The organism is Streptomyces sp. NBC_01506 (genome assembly GCF_045040295.1).
GTDB lineage: Bacteria > Actinomycetota > Actinomycetes > Streptomycetales > Streptomycetaceae > Streptomyces.
Genome location: NZ_CP109422.1, coordinates 7,816,962 through 7,831,806 on the forward strand (window position 1 = coordinate 7,816,962; position 14,845 = coordinate 7,831,806).

General features: G+C 71.9%; 13 protein-coding genes. 9 read left to right on the forward strand and 4 right to left on the reverse strand.

What is annotated here, in order from left to right:
- The first annotated feature begins 146 nt into the window (after nt 1-146).
- Both OG329_RS35075 and OG329_RS35080 read left to right on the forward strand, forming a co-directional pair.
- On the forward strand, nt 147-794 hold the full coding sequence (locus OG329_RS35075) for an HD domain-containing protein (RefSeq protein WP_405800610.1): 648 nt from the start codon (nt 147-149) through the stop codon (nt 792-794).
- Between the two features lie 14 nt (nt 795-808).
- The gene (locus OG329_RS35080) at nt 809-1,762 is read left to right on the forward strand and encodes a GlxA family transcriptional regulator (RefSeq protein ID WP_405800612.1); all 954 of its coding nucleotides are present in this window, start codon (nt 809-811) and stop codon (nt 1,760-1,762) included.
- Nucleotides 1,763-1,789: 27 nt separating this feature from the next.
- Here OG329_RS35080 and OG329_RS35085 read toward each other — a convergent pair whose 3' ends face one another.
- Nucleotides 1,790-2,515 (reverse strand): TetR/AcrR family transcriptional regulator, encoded by a 726-nt coding sequence (locus OG329_RS35085; RefSeq protein WP_405800614.1) that lies wholly within the window; start codon nt 2,513-2,515, stop codon nt 1,790-1,792.
- Between the two features lie 105 nt (nt 2,516-2,620).
- On the opposite strand from OG329_RS35085, the gene OG329_RS35090 reads away from it, so the two are divergent.
- Together OG329_RS35090 and OG329_RS35095 are read left to right on the forward strand one after the other, a co-directional pair.
- A complete protein-coding gene (locus OG329_RS35090) occupies nt 2,621-3,847 on the forward strand; it encodes a hypothetical protein (RefSeq protein WP_405800615.1) in 1,227 nt (408 codons plus the stop codon).
- Between the two features lie 49 nt (nt 3,848-3,896).
- Nucleotides 3,897-5,708 (forward strand): hypothetical protein, encoded by a 1,812-nt coding sequence (locus OG329_RS35095; protein WP_405800617.1) that lies wholly within the window; start codon nt 3,897-3,899, stop codon nt 5,706-5,708.
- Nucleotides 5,709-5,712: 4 nt separating this feature from the next.
- On the opposite strand, the gene OG329_RS35100 is transcribed toward OG329_RS35095, so the two are convergent.
- Nucleotides 5,713-7,095: a hypothetical protein gene (locus OG329_RS35100; RefSeq protein ID WP_405800619.1), complete on the reverse strand. Its 1,383-nt coding sequence runs from the start codon at nt 7,093-7,095 to the stop codon at nt 5,713-5,715.
- A 16-nt stretch (nt 7,096-7,111) separates the two neighbouring features.
- Complete coding sequence (locus OG329_RS35105; RefSeq protein ID WP_405800621.1) at nt 7,112-8,296, reverse strand: FAD-dependent monooxygenase; 1,185 nt, start codon at nt 8,294-8,296, stop codon at nt 7,112-7,114.
- Between the two features lie 135 nt (nt 8,297-8,431).
- On the opposite strand from OG329_RS35105, the gene OG329_RS35110 reads away from it, so the two are divergent.
- Both OG329_RS35110 and OG329_RS35115 read left to right on the forward strand, forming a co-directional pair.
- Entirely contained in the window at nt 8,432-9,148 is a 717-nt protein-coding gene (locus OG329_RS35110) for a TetR/AcrR family transcriptional regulator (RefSeq protein ID WP_405800622.1), read from the forward strand.
- A gap of 286 nt (nt 9,149-9,434) precedes the next feature.
- Nucleotides 9,435-10,988 (forward strand): hypothetical protein, encoded by a 1,554-nt coding sequence (locus tag OG329_RS35115; RefSeq protein ID WP_405800623.1) that lies wholly within the window; start codon nt 9,435-9,437, stop codon nt 10,986-10,988.
- 25 nt (nt 10,989-11,013) lie between these two features.
- On the opposite strand, the gene OG329_RS35120 is transcribed toward OG329_RS35115, so the two are convergent.
- Nucleotides 11,014-11,910, reverse strand: coding sequence for a LysR family transcriptional regulator (locus tag OG329_RS35120; RefSeq protein WP_405800625.1), 897 nt, complete (start codon nt 11,908-11,910; stop codon nt 11,014-11,016).
- 151 nt (nt 11,911-12,061) lie between these two features.
- Here OG329_RS35120 and OG329_RS35125 point away from each other — a divergent pair, with 151 nt between their 5' ends.
- From OG329_RS35125 to OG329_RS35135, 3 genes are all read left to right on the forward strand, one after another.
- On the forward strand, nt 12,062-12,607 hold the full coding sequence (locus OG329_RS35125) for a dihydrofolate reductase family protein (protein ID WP_405800626.1): 546 nt from the start codon (nt 12,062-12,064) through the stop codon (nt 12,605-12,607).
- Between the two features lie 29 nt (nt 12,608-12,636).
- Nucleotides 12,637-13,494, forward strand: a complete 858-nt coding sequence (locus tag OG329_RS35130; RefSeq protein WP_405800627.1) for an alpha/beta hydrolase — start codon at nt 12,637-12,639, stop codon at nt 13,492-13,494.
- A gap of 139 nt (nt 13,495-13,633) precedes the next feature.
- Entirely contained in the window at nt 13,634-14,326 is a 693-nt protein-coding gene (locus tag OG329_RS35135) for a DUF998 domain-containing protein (RefSeq protein WP_405800629.1), read from the forward strand.
- Nucleotides 14,327-14,845 lie beyond the last annotated feature (519 nt).

A 14,845-nucleotide genomic window follows, 5' to 3' on the forward strand; every position in this document is an offset into this window, starting at 1 on the left:
CCGGTCGGCGTGCCGGCCGCCCCATGTCCGTATCTGTGGGTCGTACGGCCCTGTGGACATGGCACACCGGTCCACCACTTCGGAGACTGGAGGAGTCGCCGGAGAGACCGGCGGACCGAAGGACCACACAGGACCAGGTGATGACGATGACCGACGGACCCTCCGCACCGGCGGGCGTCCCCGTACCGGACACGAAACTGGCACGGGCGGCGACCGAACTCGTACGGGACACCGTGAGCGAACTGATCTACGACCACTCGCGCCGCGTCTACTTCTTCGGCAGCCTCCAGGGGCACAACCGGGATCTCAGCTTCGACCCCGAACTCCTCTACATCGGGGCCATGTTCCACGATCTGGGCCTCGGCGAGCCCTTCCACGGCAGCGGGCGGCGCTTCGAGGTGGACAGCGCCGACGAGGCCCGCCGCTTCCTCCGGTCGCACCAGGTGCCGGAGGACAGCATCCGGCGTGTGTGGACCGCGATCGCCCTGCACACGACTCCGGGCGTGCCCGAGTTCATGGAGCCGGAGATCGCGCTGGTGACGGCGGGCGTCGAGTACGACGTGCTCGGCATCGGCTACCACGACATCGGCGAGGCCGACCGTACCGCCATCGTCGCGCTGCACCCGCGCCCCGGCTTCAAGCAGCGCATTCTCGGCGCGTTCACGGACGGTGTGCGGCACAAGCCGGAAACCACCTTCGGCAACGTCAAGGCCGACGTCCTCGCCCACTACGTGCCCGGCTTCGAGCGCGGCGACTTCGTGCGTACGATCCTGGACTCCCCGTGGCCCGAGTGACCGGTCCTCGGACCGTGGCAGTGGTCGCCTTCGACGGCGTGCAGCTCCTCGATGTCACCGGCCCGGCCGAGGTCTTCACCACGGCCAACACGTTCGGCGCCCGCTACGACGTGCGGATCGTCTCCCCGGACGGGGCGGACATCCGTACGTCGTCGGGCGTGCGCATCGGCGTGGACGGTGGCGCGGAGGCCCTGCCCGCCCGGCTGCACACGCTCGTGGTGCCCGGCCGCGGCGACTGGCGGCGGGCCGTCACCGACCGGCCGCTCATCGCCCTCGTCGAAGGGCTGCTGCCGCGCTCACGGCGGATCACCTCGGTGTGCGCCGGCGCGTTCGTCCTGGCGGAGACAGGCGCGCTGGACGGGCTGCGCGCCGCGACGCACTGGAGGCTGGCCGCGCAGCTCGCCACCGCGTACCCCAGGGTGCGGGTCGAGACCGATCCGGTGTTCGTGAAGGACGGCCGCGTCGTCACGTCCGCCGGTGTCACCGCCGGGATCGACCTCGCCCTCTCCCTGGTCGAGGACGACCACGGCGCCGGGGTGGCGCGTGACGTCGCCCGCGAGCTGGTGGTCTTCATGGCGCGCCCCGGCGGACAGTCGCAGTTCAGCGCGCGCCTGGCCCCGCGCGAGGCGAGTCACCCGGTGGTACGGCGGGTGCTGGACGCCGTCGGCGCCGATCCCGCCGCCCCGCACAGCCTTCAGTCCCTGGCACATACGGTCGGCGTCAGCGCCCGCCATCTCAGCAGGCTGTTCCGCGGCGAGACCGGTACGACGCCGGGCCAGTATCTGGAGTCCGTACGGCTGGAAGCCGCCCAGGCGCTCCTCGAATCGGGGGACGATCCCGTGGACACGGTGGCCGAGGCGTCGGGCTTCGGCTCGTCCGAGACGATGCGGCGCGTCTTCCAGCACACCCTGGGCATCGCCCCGACCGCCTACCGCGCCCGATTCCGCACGACGACACCTGTTCCATGAACCCGTCCCGTCAACCCGTCCGAGACGTCAGTGGCTGAGCTGGGCCTCGATCCCGTCGAGAATCGTCTCCAGGCCGAGCGTGAACGAGCCGTCGAAGTCGCTGTTCGCGAGCTGGGCGTGCCGGGCGAGTGCGGGGTGGTCGGCCGCGCGGTGGTCGATGAACCGCTGTGCCCGCTCGCGTAGTTCGGCTTCCTGGGCGGGGTCGTGGCGCAGGCCGCGCCACACGTTCTCGGTGGCCGCGTAGCCCTGCACGTAGTAGGTCAGGGACCCGACGGCGGCGGTGAGGCGGGGGCCTTCGAGCCCGGCCCGGTCGAGTACGGAGTAGAAGTACTCCGACCGCGCGAGGGAGTTGGGGCCGAGCAGCGGGCGCGTGGCCATCAGGGCGGGGAGCCAGGGATGGCGCTTCATGGCGTCCCTGGTGAGGACGAGTTGGCGGGTGAGTGCGTCGCGCCAGGGGAGGTGACGGGGGCGGTCCGGATCGCCTGCGCCGCCCGCGCCTGCGCCGTCGAGTTCGATCTCTCCCATGACCGCGTCGAGTGCGAGGTCGAGTACGTCCTCCTTGCCGCCGACGTACTCGTACAGCGACATCGCTCCGGCGTTCAGCCTGGCCGCCAGCCGGCGCATGGACAGCCCCGCCACCCCCTCGGCGTCCAGCAGCGCCACCGCGCCCCGGGCGATCCGGTCCCTGGACAGCCGTGGCTTGCGGGGCTGTTCCTCGGTGAACCAGACCGCCGGGGGTCGTGACTCGGTCACCCGCGCCTCCTGCTTCCGTCTGCTTCCGTCTGCTTCCGTACGGTGTACGGAAAACCGTACAGCTAGCTTCGCATCCGGACCACACCCCCAGGCTCGGAGGAACCGATGACCCCGACACAGCACCCATCCCAACAGCAGTGGCTTCGCGACTTCGCGCTGCTGGCACTGCGCGTCAACCGGCGGATGGAGGGCAGCGCCACCGGCACGGTGCTCATCTACCGGGGGCCGCAGGAGTGGCGCACCGAGACCGAGCGTGAGGAACCGCGTCCGGCCGGTCAACTGGCCGACGACGCCGACGAGTTGCTTGCGTCGCTGCCGTTCTCCCCGGAACGTGCCCGCTATCTCACGGCCCAGGTACGGGCGTTGCGAGCCGTCGCCCGGCGACTGGCCGGTGAGGAACTGCCGCTGCCCGCGTACGCCCGCGAGTGCCTGGGCGTGACGGCGCGGTGGCTCCCGGAGGACCTGTTCGAGGACGCGCACGCCCGGCTCGACGCGGCCCTGCCGCGCGGCGCCGGGTCGCTGTCGGACCGGCTGCACGCCTGGCAGTCGGCCCATACGCTGCAGCCGGACCAACTGGAGGTGCTGCCCGCGCTCGTCGGCCGGGCGGTCGCCGAGACACGGCGGCGGACCAGCGCCTTCGTGCCCCTGCCCCCCGACGAGGAGGTGCGGTGCCGACTGGTGTCCGGCGTACGTTTCCGGGCGGCCGGGGACCACGAGGGCGGTCTGCGGTCGACCATTCACATCAACCGGGATCTGCCGTTCAATCTGGCCGATCTGCTCTACGTCGTCGCGCACGAGGGGCACCCGGGCCATATCGCCGAGTCACTGCTCAAGGAGCGGCTGCTCGTTGACGAGCGGGGCCGTACGGATCAACAGATCCGGTTCATGCTCGCGCCGTCGTTCGTGATCAGCGAAGGGCTCGGTCTGCACGCGCAGGACATCGTCTTCCCGGGCGACGAGGCACAGGCGTGGCTGACCGACCACGTACTCGGCGCACGGGGAATGGCCCCGGACGGCAGCGACTTCGCCGCCATCCACCGCGTCCAGAACACACTGTTCGGGGTGTGGGCCAATGCCGCGTTCCTGGCCGCCGAAGGACGTACGGACGCGGAGCTCGCCCGCTACCTGTCGCGCTGGGCGCTGCTGTCCGCCACGGACGCCGGCGCGGCGGTGGGGTCGCTGCGGGCCACCGGGATGGCGCTGTACGTACTGGCGTACTTCCACGGCTGGCGGCTGCTCGACACCTGGCTCGCGGCTCCGGACCGCGAGGAGCGCGTACGGCGTCTGCTCACCGAGCAACTGCTCCCGGCCGACCTGGAGATGCCGGGGTAGCGCGTAGCGCCCAGGCCGAGCGCTCGGCGCCGACCTTATGCTTGCGCGCATGCCGGAGGGGATCGAGGACATCGACTGGGCCGTGCTGGAGCACGCGTACGGGGCGGCCGACGACGTGCCCTCTCTGCTGCGGGCCGTCTGTTCGCAGGACGCGGGCGAACGGGACGTGGCGCTGGACGAGTTGTTCTCGGCGCTCTGTCACCAGGGTTCGATCTTCTCGGCGACGGCCGAGGCCGTGCCGTTCGTCGCGCGGCTCGCGCTGGAGCGGCCCGGTGAGCGGCTGCGGCTGCTGTGGCTCCTGCACGGCGCGGCCGTCGGGACGGGCCGTGAGTACCGGGAGGTGCGTCGGGCGGTGGCCGTGGCGCTGCCCTCGCTGCTGGGCCTGGCGGCGGACGAGGACCCGGCCGTGCGGCGGACGATGGTGTGGACCGTCGCCGTCGGTGAGGACGCCTCACTGCCACTGCTCCCGCTGCTGCGCGCACGACTGGAGGAGGAGCGCGACGCCAAGGTACGCGCGGATCTCGTCACGGCGCTCGGCCTCCTCGACGTCTCACCGGACAGCAGAGACGCCCGCAACCGCGCGCTGCTGTCCGCGCCGGAGCCGCTGGTGCGCGGAGCGGCGGCGACGGATCTGCTGCGTACGGCTCCGCTGCCGCTGCCTGCGGCTCTCGTGGAGTCGGCGCTCGACGCGCACGAGGCGGCGCCTGTCGAGGAGACGCACCATCCATGGCCGGATTCCTACCGGCCGCTCATGGAGCGGCTGTTGGACGACCCGGACGCGGCGCGGCGCGCGGTGGCGCGAGGGCTGCCGGTGGCCTGGGAGCTGACCGAGAGGTGGCGCGACCACGAGCGGGACGTCGTGCCGTGGCCGGCGGGGGCGGCCACGGATGCCTGGGACCTGTGCCGGGTGGCGCGGGCGGGCGCCGCGCTTCAGGGCGGTGAGCCCGCGCCGTGGCTGGCGCCCCATCTTCGGTCGAGGGAGGTGGCCGTACGGATGGCGGCGACGCTCGCCGCCGTACGGCTGCGCGTGCCCGGCGCGATCGGTCTCGTCACGCGTCTGATGGACGAACTGCCGCAGGAGGCAGCCACGTTGTGCCTCACGCCGGTCACCGCGCCCGGCGCGGTCGTACGGGCCGCGGTGGAGGTGTTCGGCGCGGCGGCCGAGCCGGTGGCGCGGCGGGTCGCGGCCCGGCCGGGTGCCGAATGGGTGGACGCGCTGCGGAACTTCCCCGCCCTCGCGGCCGGGTGCGTGGACGATCTCGTACGTCTGCTGCCCGCCTCGGCCGGGGTGCTGGCCGCGCTCGGCCGGTCGGCGGGCCCCGCCGCGGCGCGGGCCCTGCGCGTACGGGCCGAGGCCGGCGACCTGACTGCGGCGCTGGCACTGGCGCGCGTCACGGGGGAGGTGGGGCCCGCCGTGGACGTCGTACGGGCGCTGCCGGATGCCCTGGCCCGCCGTACGGCAGCGGTCGAGGTGGCGGGCGAACTGGGGCCGCGCGTGGCCGAGTTGCTGCCCCTGGTGGAGGAACGGCTGAGGGCTCCGGGCCGGGCGGGCCGGACGGAAGCGGCTGCCGCCATCTGGCGCGTCACCGGCCGCACGCACGACACGGCACCGGTGATCGCGGACCAACTCGCCCGCCACAGCGATCCGCGCGAGTCGCATCTCGGTGCGCTGCGCGCGCTGACGGCGATGCGACTGCTCCCGGTGACCGCCCGTCCCGCCGTGGAGCACATCGCCTTCTCCTCGCGCCGCGTCCTCTCCGGCTCGCTGTGCGACGGAACGCCCCATCGTGACGTGGAGGCACGGGAGTTGGCGCTGGGGCTGCTGGCGCTGACGGACCGAAGGCAGCCCCGTACGGCCTGAGCCCCTACCCCGCCACGCCCGCCCGGTCCAGCAGCGCCGCCATCTGCGCCGCCGGAAGGGCCGGATTGGCGGCGGCGGCCGAACCCACCTGGGGATCCTCCAGCAGTTCCACCACTCTGGGCACCGGCAGTCGCGGGTCCGAGGCCGCCGCCGCCCGTACCTCCCCGTCCCGGTCCCGGCTCAGTTGTTCCACCAGTTCGGGCGTCGCGTCCGGGTCGCGTACGGCCAGCGCGCGGGCGCGCGGGTCCTTCGCCCGCGCGAAACGGGCCGCGAGGCCGGCCGCCGGGAACCGCGGCTTGGCGCTCAGCATCGCGACGGCCCGGTGCGTGCCGTGCAGATACAGATCGAGCAGCAGCTCCGGCGGCGCCTGCGGGTGGAACTCGGCGAGCAGCAGCCGTACGGCGAAGTCCGCGTCGCCCGCGAGCAGTTCCACGCAGTCGTCGGGCAGCTCGGGACAGACGGCGGCGCTGCGCCGCAGCCAGGTGTGCGCGGACGTCGCGCACCCGCGCAGGACCTCCGCGTCCGTACGCGCGTCCCACACCCAGCGCAGGGTGTCCAGACGGTCCTCGGGCCCGACCTCCCAGTCGATCGCGGCGCGTTGCTCCTCCGACAGTTCGGGGCGGGCGGAGACCGCGAGCCGTACCGCCGGGTCCTCGTGACCGGCGAGCTCGGACGCGAGATCGGCGGGGAAGGTGGGATTGCGGGCGAGCGGCGCGAGCGCTCGCCCCTCGGCCAACAGCCGCTCGGCCACGGCCCGTCCGAGCCGGCCGCGCTCGACCACCTGCCCGAACCGCCAGTCGTCCGCGAACGCCTCGACCAGTTCGGTGGTGCGCTCCTCGTCGTCCGGCATGGCATGCAACGCCGCGGCCTGCCGCACCGCCGGGTCCGTGTCGGCGAGGAGCGCGGCGCGTATGTCGTCGGTGAGCGCGTGCCAGACACGGCGGCAGGCGGTCTCCCGGAACGGCGGGTGCGGGTGCTGGGCGAACGGGAGCAGTATGTGCACCGGCACACTCGGGGAGTGGAGGGTTTCGTACCGGACCATGCCGCGTTCGTGGTTCAGCAGCCGCTCGTACGCCCAGTCCGGCAGTGGCGGCACCGTCGTCCGGTACGGCATCGGGCCATGGGCGACCACGACGGCGTCCGACGCCGGGCCGTCGAGGAGCCGTGCGCGAAGTTCGGGGTCGGCGTTCGCGCTCTCGGCGAGCTTGTGACGCACCCGGCGGTCGGGATGGGTGAGCATGGCCTCGGCCACTTCGCCGGGCAGTCGCTCGCGCCACGAGAGCCGGTACGCGATCCAGTCGTCGTTCAGCGCCAGCAGCCTCAGCAGTACTCCTGCGGGCGCCGCCGGATTGCTTGCCAGTCCGGCCACCGCGTGGTGCGTCGTCAATGTCCCCGCTCCCTCTTCAGGAGAGCGAGGCTATGCCGTAGTCGGGCAGGGCCACATCGCTGCTGACCCTTTCGCCCACCTTCAGCATCCAGTTCAGGAACAGGCGCTTGGACAGCACGCCGTTGCGCAGGCGTATGCCGGTCGCGGTGCCGGGTGCGAGGAACTTCCCCGTGCGTTCGCCGCCGGTCTGGCAGCCCTCGGCGTACCGCCGCAGCCGGTGCTCGTAGCGGGTGAAGGCCGCGCGGTGGTCGTCCGCGGCCCGCGCGAGTTCGCCGGCCAGCACATAGGCGGCCACGACGGCGGTGCCTGTGCCCATCCCGCCGATCGTGGCGCCGCACGCGGCGTCACCCACCAGGGCCACCCGGCCGGTGGACCAGGTGGGCACGTCCGCGCGGCTGATCGAGTCGAAGTAGAGGTCGGGCGCTCGGCGCAGTGAGTCGAGCAGGCGGGGCACCTCCCAGCCGAGACCGGAGAAGGCGTCGGCGATCAACCGCTTCTGCTGCTCCGGGTCGTGGCGGTCGTACGACAGCTCGGGTGCGGCGAAGACGAAGAAAGCCCCCGCCCGGGAGGGGTCCCGGTGGTCGGCTCCTACGGAGGCGAGCCGCCCCGGTGTGTTGTAGCCGACCGAACCCGTCTCCACCTCAAGGTCGTTGGGCGACTGCCAGGTGGCGGCGTAGTACCCGAGGTGGCTCACGTAGTCCTTCTCCGGGCCGAAGGCCAGTCGACGGACGTTGGAATGCAGCCCGTCCGCGCCGATCACCAGGTCGAACTCGCGGGAGGCGCCGTGCCGGAAGTCGACCCGCACGCCCGAGGGGCCCTCGGTGAGGCCGGTGACACAGTCGCCGAAGACGTACTCGGTGTGGGGGAGGCCGCGCTCGTACAGCAGCCGTGCCAGGTCGCCGCGCGGCACCTCGACGGCACCGCCGGCGAACTCGGCGGGCAGACGCAACAGCGTCCGGCCGCTCTCGTCGACGAAGCGCATCGGGGAGCCGCCGGTCTGTATCCGGCGCAGCTCGGGCAGGAGGTCCATGCGCTCCAGCACGGTCAGATGCGTGTCGCCGCGGAAGTCGACGGCCTGGCCGCCGCCGCGCAGGGCCGGGGCCAGCTCGACCACGGTCGGGTGGAAGCCGTGGCGACCCAGCCAGTAGGCCAGCGCCGGGCCCGCGATGCTCGCGCCGGAGATGAGGACGTTCCTGTTCATGGGTTCTCCATTCGTGGAAACGGTCATGGGACATTTTTTGGAACGATAACTGTGTCCGACGGACACGGTTAATAACTGAGTACGATAGACACAGTTACTCGGCTCGACAAGTCCACGGCGGAAGGGACGACAGGGATGGGCGACAGGCACGCCGAGACGGCGCGGCTGCTGTGGGGCCCGCGCGCCAAGCCGACGCGAGGTCCCCGGCCGACGCTCGACCTGGACCGCATCGCACGGGCCGGAATCGAGATCGCCGACCCCGAGGGGCTGTCGGCCGTCTCCATGCAGCGGGTCGCCGCGCAACTGGGCGTCACCAAAATGGCGTTGTACCGGTACGTGCCGGGAAAGGCCGAGCTGGTCGCGCTGATGGTCGAGGCCGCGATCGGTCCACCACCGGCGGTGGCCGAGCAGCCCGCCGACTGGCGCGCGCAGTTGGAGAACTGGGCGCACGGTCTCCTCGCGGCCTTTCGCCGCCACCCCTGGGCGCTGGACGCCGTCGTCGGACCGCGCATCATGGGGCCCGCGGAGCTGGCCTGGACGGAGCGCGCCGTCTCCGCGCTGGACGGTACGGGGCTGACCGGTGCCGAGCGGATGGACGCGGTCGTCCTGTTGGTCGGCCATGTACGCGGCATCACCCAGCAGGCGCGGGCGGCGGGCCCCGAGGGCAGTCCCGAGGCGCAGCTCAACGCCGTTCTCGGCGACCTGATGCGGGCCCACGGCGAGCGCTTCCCCGCCCTCGGAGCGGCCCTCGCGTCGACGGATCAGTCCGGGGGGCAGGACCAGGCATGGGAGTTCGGCCTGCGATGCATCCTGGACGGTCTGGCCGTACTCATCGACCAGCGCGCCCGCTGACCGGGAGCGAACGGGAGTGTCAGACCCTCGGTCTAATGTTCCGTCACATGCCGACAGCCACCACCACGACGTACACCTATCGCGCCCCGTCCGCCCTCGACGCCGCCGGGGGCGCCCTCGCGCTGGAGACCAGCGGGGGACGCACCCCGGCCGGGGTGCGTCCCCCGCTTCTTCGACGGGGTCCTCACCGAACCCGAGGTGTCCGCCGCGGCGCTGCTCGCCGTGGCCGACGTGGCGGCTGCCCGGTACTACGATCCCCGGCTGAGCGGGGCGGGTGCTCGGCGCGGTGCTGACGCCGGCCCGGGTCGTGGAGGTGTCGGGCGATGTGCTGGCGCGCCCGGAGAAGAAGCTGGTCCGGGCCCAACTCACCTGGCTGGAAAGGGCTTTCCGGCAGGAGCCGGAGACCGCGGGCGCCGCAGGTGCCGTCCTGGCACAGGCACGCGACTCGCTGGAGGACACGGCGCTGCGGGAGCGCGTCGAGCGGCTGATCGCCCGTCATCTGCCGCAGGGCGCAGAGGCGCCCGCGCCGTTCGCGGACCCGGAGCCCGAGCCCGACATCGCCCCGCCCCCACCGCCGATGGCGGCGCGGCTGGACGTGCCGCAGGACGACACCCCGCAGGACGTCGCCGCGACCCTCCGCGTCTGGTGGCGCCGCCACCAGCACGACGGCCCGTTCGAGGACGCCCTGCTGGACCGTCTGATTCGCCATGCCCACCGGGACCGCGAAGGGCTCGCGACCGCGCTGCGGGCGGGGATCGCCGACCACCTCGACTGGTTCGCCCACGCCGGACACCAACCGTGGAACCCCCTGGCGGTGGCGGCGGCCGTGTGCGAGGTGCGGTATCCGGGCACCGGGTCGATGTACGGCACCATGGTGGACTTTCGGGGCCAGGAGCTGATCGGCAGGCTTCGGAAGGGCGTCACGACGCCGTTCCCTCTCGCCACCGCGACACACGACGACGGTACGGTGGCGGCGGCCGAACTCGTCGTACGGATAGCCGAGTACGAGCGACTGGGGGTCGAGCCCGGCCCGGTGGATCTGGCGCAGGCGCTGCTGCGGGTCGCCCCGCAGGACGATCCGGACGTACGGGACGCCGCCGCCGTGCTGACCTCGCCCGCCGGGCACCGCCTCGCCGACCAACTGCGCACGGGGGGACGGGACATGGCTCCGGCCGCCTACCCCGAGCCGTTCGCCACCCTGCTGGCCGGACCCGGCCCCACCGAGGGGCGCAGCCCCGTCCATGTCAGCTCGGCGTTCCCCTGCCGCCCGGAGGACCTGCCGTGCGACCCGGACATCCTCGCCGACTGGGGTTGGTACATCGTGCGCCGCACCGGTGCGCGTATGGACTGCCTGACCCTGGTGCGGATCGCGTCGATGCCCGGCGTCAAGGGCGAGGCGATGCACCGCGCACTGGCCGAAGGGCTGAACGAGGACCGCCGTGAGCAGCGGGCCGCGGCGGTGGACGCACTGGTCGTCCTGGTCTCGCGCGGGGAGCTGGACCCGGCGCGACTGGCCGCGGCCCTCGGCGAGCTGACGGCGCCGGTGGCCTCCCGCCTCACGTCCGGGCTGAGGGACGCCTCGGCGGCCGTAGGGGCGAGGGCGGTGTGGCCGGTGCTGTCGGGGCTGCTGCCCCAACTGCTGCCCCGGCAGCGGTCGTCCGGCGCGCGCGTCCACGGTCTGAGCGATCTGCTGGTGCTCGCGACGGACCTCGCCGCCCGAGCCGGGGCCCGCGAGGAGATACCCGCCCTGACGGAGATGGCGTCCCTGCCGCCGAAGTCCCGCGTGGTGAAGGAGGCACGACGGCTGCGCGACGCCCTGGCCGGCCGAAGCGGCGGGTAAGCGGTGGGTGGGCGGCGGTGCGCCGCTACGTGGCGCGGCCGGCGTCACCTGCCGCCCGGACGAACTCCCGGACACGATGCGTGGTGTTGCTTCGCAGCCACATCGTGCCCCATCGGATCGGTGGCGCGTCGATGAAGGGAACGTAGGCGATGTCGGGGCGGGGGTAGAGCCGAGCGACGTTCTCGCCCACCGGGAACACCCCGCGACCGGCGGCGACCAGGGTGAGGGTCTCGGTGAAACTGGCAGCCCGCGGGCCGCGCGGAATCGGTAGGCCCGACGGCGTGTGCGCGGGGTTGCGGTCCTCGCTGAAGGCGTCGGGCATATCGGCCGGGACCAGGATCATCGGGTGGCCGGCCAGTTCTTCCAGCGACACCGCCACGTGCCCGGCGAGCGGGTTCCCCGTCGCCACGGCCAACAGACGGGGCTCCGCCAGCAGGACCGGCCCGGCCACCACGTCAGGCTGGGCGGCGATGAGAACGTCGGTGATCAGCACATCGACGTCGCCGCGCCTGAGACGCACGACGGCGTCATGCCCTTGGGTCTCGTGGATGTGCACCTCGCAGGCGGGGTAACGCTCACCGAACAACGCGACCGCCTTCAACAGAAGTTGGCCCGCGACGGAGCTGAGGAATCCCACGCGCAGGTCGCCGGTGATTCCGCGCCCGGCGTCGACGGCCCGGCGTACGGCCTCGTCCATGCCGACGACGTGAGGTGCCAGGTCCTCGGCGAGCTGCCGGCCGATCGGCGTCAGGAGCACCCGGCGGCTGGTGCGCTCGAACAAGGGCGCGCCGACCATCCGCTCCAGCTTCTTGACGGTCTGGCTCACCCGCCCGGTGGTGATTCCCAGCCGCTCACCGGTACGCCCGAAATGCAGTTCCTCGGCCAGTGCCAGGAACACCTCTGCCTCATGCCGTTCCAGCAACGCTCCCCCTTTAGTTCGACTTAACGATCGTAGCGGGATCAGGCGTTGATACCCCCTGTCCCGGACGGCATCGTTGATCGCACCGCACCTGCTGGACGGAACGCCGCCGCAGGTGAGGAGCCCTGACCCCTTCCTTCATCGAGGAGCTTCGTTGTCCGCTTCACGCAAGATCGTGGCCGGGCTGTTCATGTCGCTGGACGGCGTCGTGGAGGCCCCCGAAACCTGGCACTTCCCCTACGTGGACGAGGAGATGGGCGAGGCGGTCGAGTCGATGCACGCCGCGGCGGACACCCTGCTGCTGGGGCGTACGACGTACGAATCGTTCGCCGCCGTCTGGCCGGATCAGGTCGGCGCGCTGGCCGACAAGCTGAACGACATCCGCAAACTGGTCGCCTCGACCACCCTGGCCAAGACCGAATGGACCAATACGAGCCTCATCGACGGCGACGTCATCGAGGCGGTGGCCGGGCTCAAGCGGCAGCCCGGAAAGGCCATCCATCTCTCGGGCAGCCTCACGCTGACCAGGGCACTGCTGCACGCGGGCCTCGTGGACGAACTCCGGCTGCTGGTCCATCCGATCGTGCTGGGCTCGGGACGACGACTCTTCCCCGAGGGCGCCACCTCGATGCCCGTCGAACTCGTCCGATCGGCCACCTTCTCCACGGGCGTCGTAGACCTGACGTACCGCACCGCCTGATCTCACCACTCATCAAGAACGGACACACCATGCACGAGACCCAGATCAACACGCTGCCTGTTCCCGGAGCACAACTGCACTACGAGGTCCGGGGCTCGGGGCCGCTGCTGCTGATGATCCCCGGAGCGCCCGCGGACGCCGGGGCTCTGGCCGCACTCGCGGCAGTGCTCGCCGACCGGTACACCGTCGTCAGCTACGACCAGCGCGGGTTCTCCCGCAGCCCCCTGACGGGAGCGCCGCGAGACCAGGACGTCCCGACGTTCACCGACGACGCACACCTGCTTCTGGGAGCCCTCGGCGACGAACCCGCGTACGTCCTGGGCAACAGCGGAGGCGCCCTCACCGGCCTCGAGCTGGCGGCGCGCCACCCCGGGCAGGTCCGTGGCCTGCTGGTTCACGAGCCGCCGATCCCCGAGATCCTGCCCGAGCGCGCGCACTGGCGGGCGAAGTTCCAAGAGGTGTACGACACCTACCGCGAGCACGGCCCCGGGCCGGCCATGCAGAAGTTCGTGGCCACCGTCGAGGGCGACGACGCCGCCGCGCCGAGCATGCCCGACTTCTCCTCGCTGCCTCCCGAGGCACTGGAGATGATGGGCCGCATCCAGGGGAATCTGGATCTCTTCCTCGGACACGTGCTGCTGCCGGTACTGCGCTACGAACCCGACATCGCCGCTCTGCGCTCCGGCCCGGTACCCATCGTCGTCGGCGCCGGAACCGCCTCACCCGCGGGCGTACCCCTCCTCAGCGCCCGGTCCCTGGCCGACGGCCTCGGCACCAAGACGGTCGAATTCCCGGGCGACCACCAGGGGTTGGCCACCGACGCCGCCGCGTGCGCCGCGATCGTCCACGACACCTTCGCGCGGATGGGCGAAGTGGGCGGTAGCTAGGAAAGTCTCCCCGGCCGGCCGGGGACCGTACGAGCCCCCGCGCATACCGAGGCCGCTCCGTCCGATGAGAACACGGGTCGCGACCGGTCTACCCATGTGAAACGCAGCGCTGACGACCAATACCCCGGAGGCCAATTCCATGACCCACACGACGAGCGTCACGAGCACCGACAGGCACGCCCCCATCAACTCCGCGACCTCGATCCGACCGTCGACACGGACCCTGCTGGGCGCCGGGATCGTGGCCGGCCCGCTGTTCCTGGGCGCGGGCGTGATCCAGGGCTTCACGCGAGACGGCTTCGACTTCACCCGTAACGCCATCAGCCAACTCAGCCTGGGCTCGGCGGGCTGGATCCAGGTGGTCTCCTTCCTCCTGGCCGCAGTCCTGCTCGTCTCCGGTGCGATCGGGCTGCACCGGGCGATGCGCGACACCCCCGGCGGAGTCTGGGTTCCCCGGCTGATCGGCGTGCTCGGTGTCTCGTTCCTGGTGTCCGGGGTCTTCAGCGCCGACCCGGGCAAGGGCTTCCCGGCGGGCACCCCGGAGGACTCGGCCGGCTCGATCAGCCCGCACGGCGCCGTACACCTCGTGGCGGGCATGGTGGGCTACCTCGCCCTGTGCGCCGCGTTCTTCATCGTGGCCCGGCACTTCGCGGCCGAAGGCCGACGCGGTTGGGCCATCGCCTGCCGCATCGTGCCGGTGCTGGTGTTCGCGGGCTTCGCGGGCTCCTCCTCGGCAGTCCTGAGCTTCACAGTCGGAGCCGGGCTCGGACTGCTCGCGCTCTCCGCTGTGTCCGCCCGGCTTCTCATCACCAGATCCCCGGCGCGAGGATAACCGCGCCGCCCTCACTCATTTCCGCAGAACGGGCCCAGCCCACCACCTGTTGCCGCCACTGCGTCCAGTGGCGGCAACGGCGTGTCAACCGCCCGAGGGATCAGGGGCACTCGTACGTCCCCCGTCACCGCTGCCTCCCGCGGGGGGATTGGTGCAGCACCGCCGCGGCGATCTCCCGCATGCGTCCTGGGTGCAGGGTCTGCCGAGCAGCAACACGATGACATCGCGCCAGGAGATCGACGCGACCGTCGTCGTCCGTATCGGCCTGCGCCCGTGCCGGACACCCTCAAATTATCCGTGCCCTTCCCCTTCACCGATTTCGCAATGCGGCCCCCATTTCCATTGCCCAAGGGCTCCCGTTCACCCTGCTGAAATCAGCGCGTGATGTGCGTGTGACGTGCATCCGCACGAAGTGGATCTTGTCCTAATGAAATTCTATTCATCCCAACGAGTGCACCGAATTCAAATTGTCGGCGGAGGCCCGTCAGAATGATCGAGCCACCCGTCGTCGCAGTCGTT

Coding starts and splice junctions, on each gene's coding strand:
- OG329_RS35075 (WP_405800610.1), top strand. CDS start 147: ATGACCGACGGACCCTCCGCACCGGCGGGCGTCCCCGTACCGGACACG.
- OG329_RS35090 (WP_405800615.1), top strand. CDS start 2,621: ATGACCCCGACACAGCACCCATCCCAACAGCAGTGGCTTCGCGACTTC.
- OG329_RS35095 (WP_405800617.1), top strand. CDS start 3,897: ATGCCGGAGGGGATCGAGGACATCGACTGGGCCGTGCTGGAGCACGCG.
- OG329_RS35105 (WP_405800621.1), bottom strand. CDS start 8,296: ATGAACAGGAACGTCCTCATCTCCGGCGCGAGCATCGCGGGCCCGGCG.
- OG329_RS35110 (WP_405800622.1), top strand. CDS start 8,432: ATGGGCGACAGGCACGCCGAGACGGCGCGGCTGCTGTGGGGCCCGCGC.
- OG329_RS35130 (WP_405800627.1), top strand. CDS start 12,637: ATGCACGAGACCCAGATCAACACGCTGCCTGTTCCCGGAGCACAACTG.
- OG329_RS35135 (WP_405800629.1), top strand. CDS start 13,634: ATGACCCACACGACGAGCGTCACGAGCACCGACAGGCACGCCCCCATC.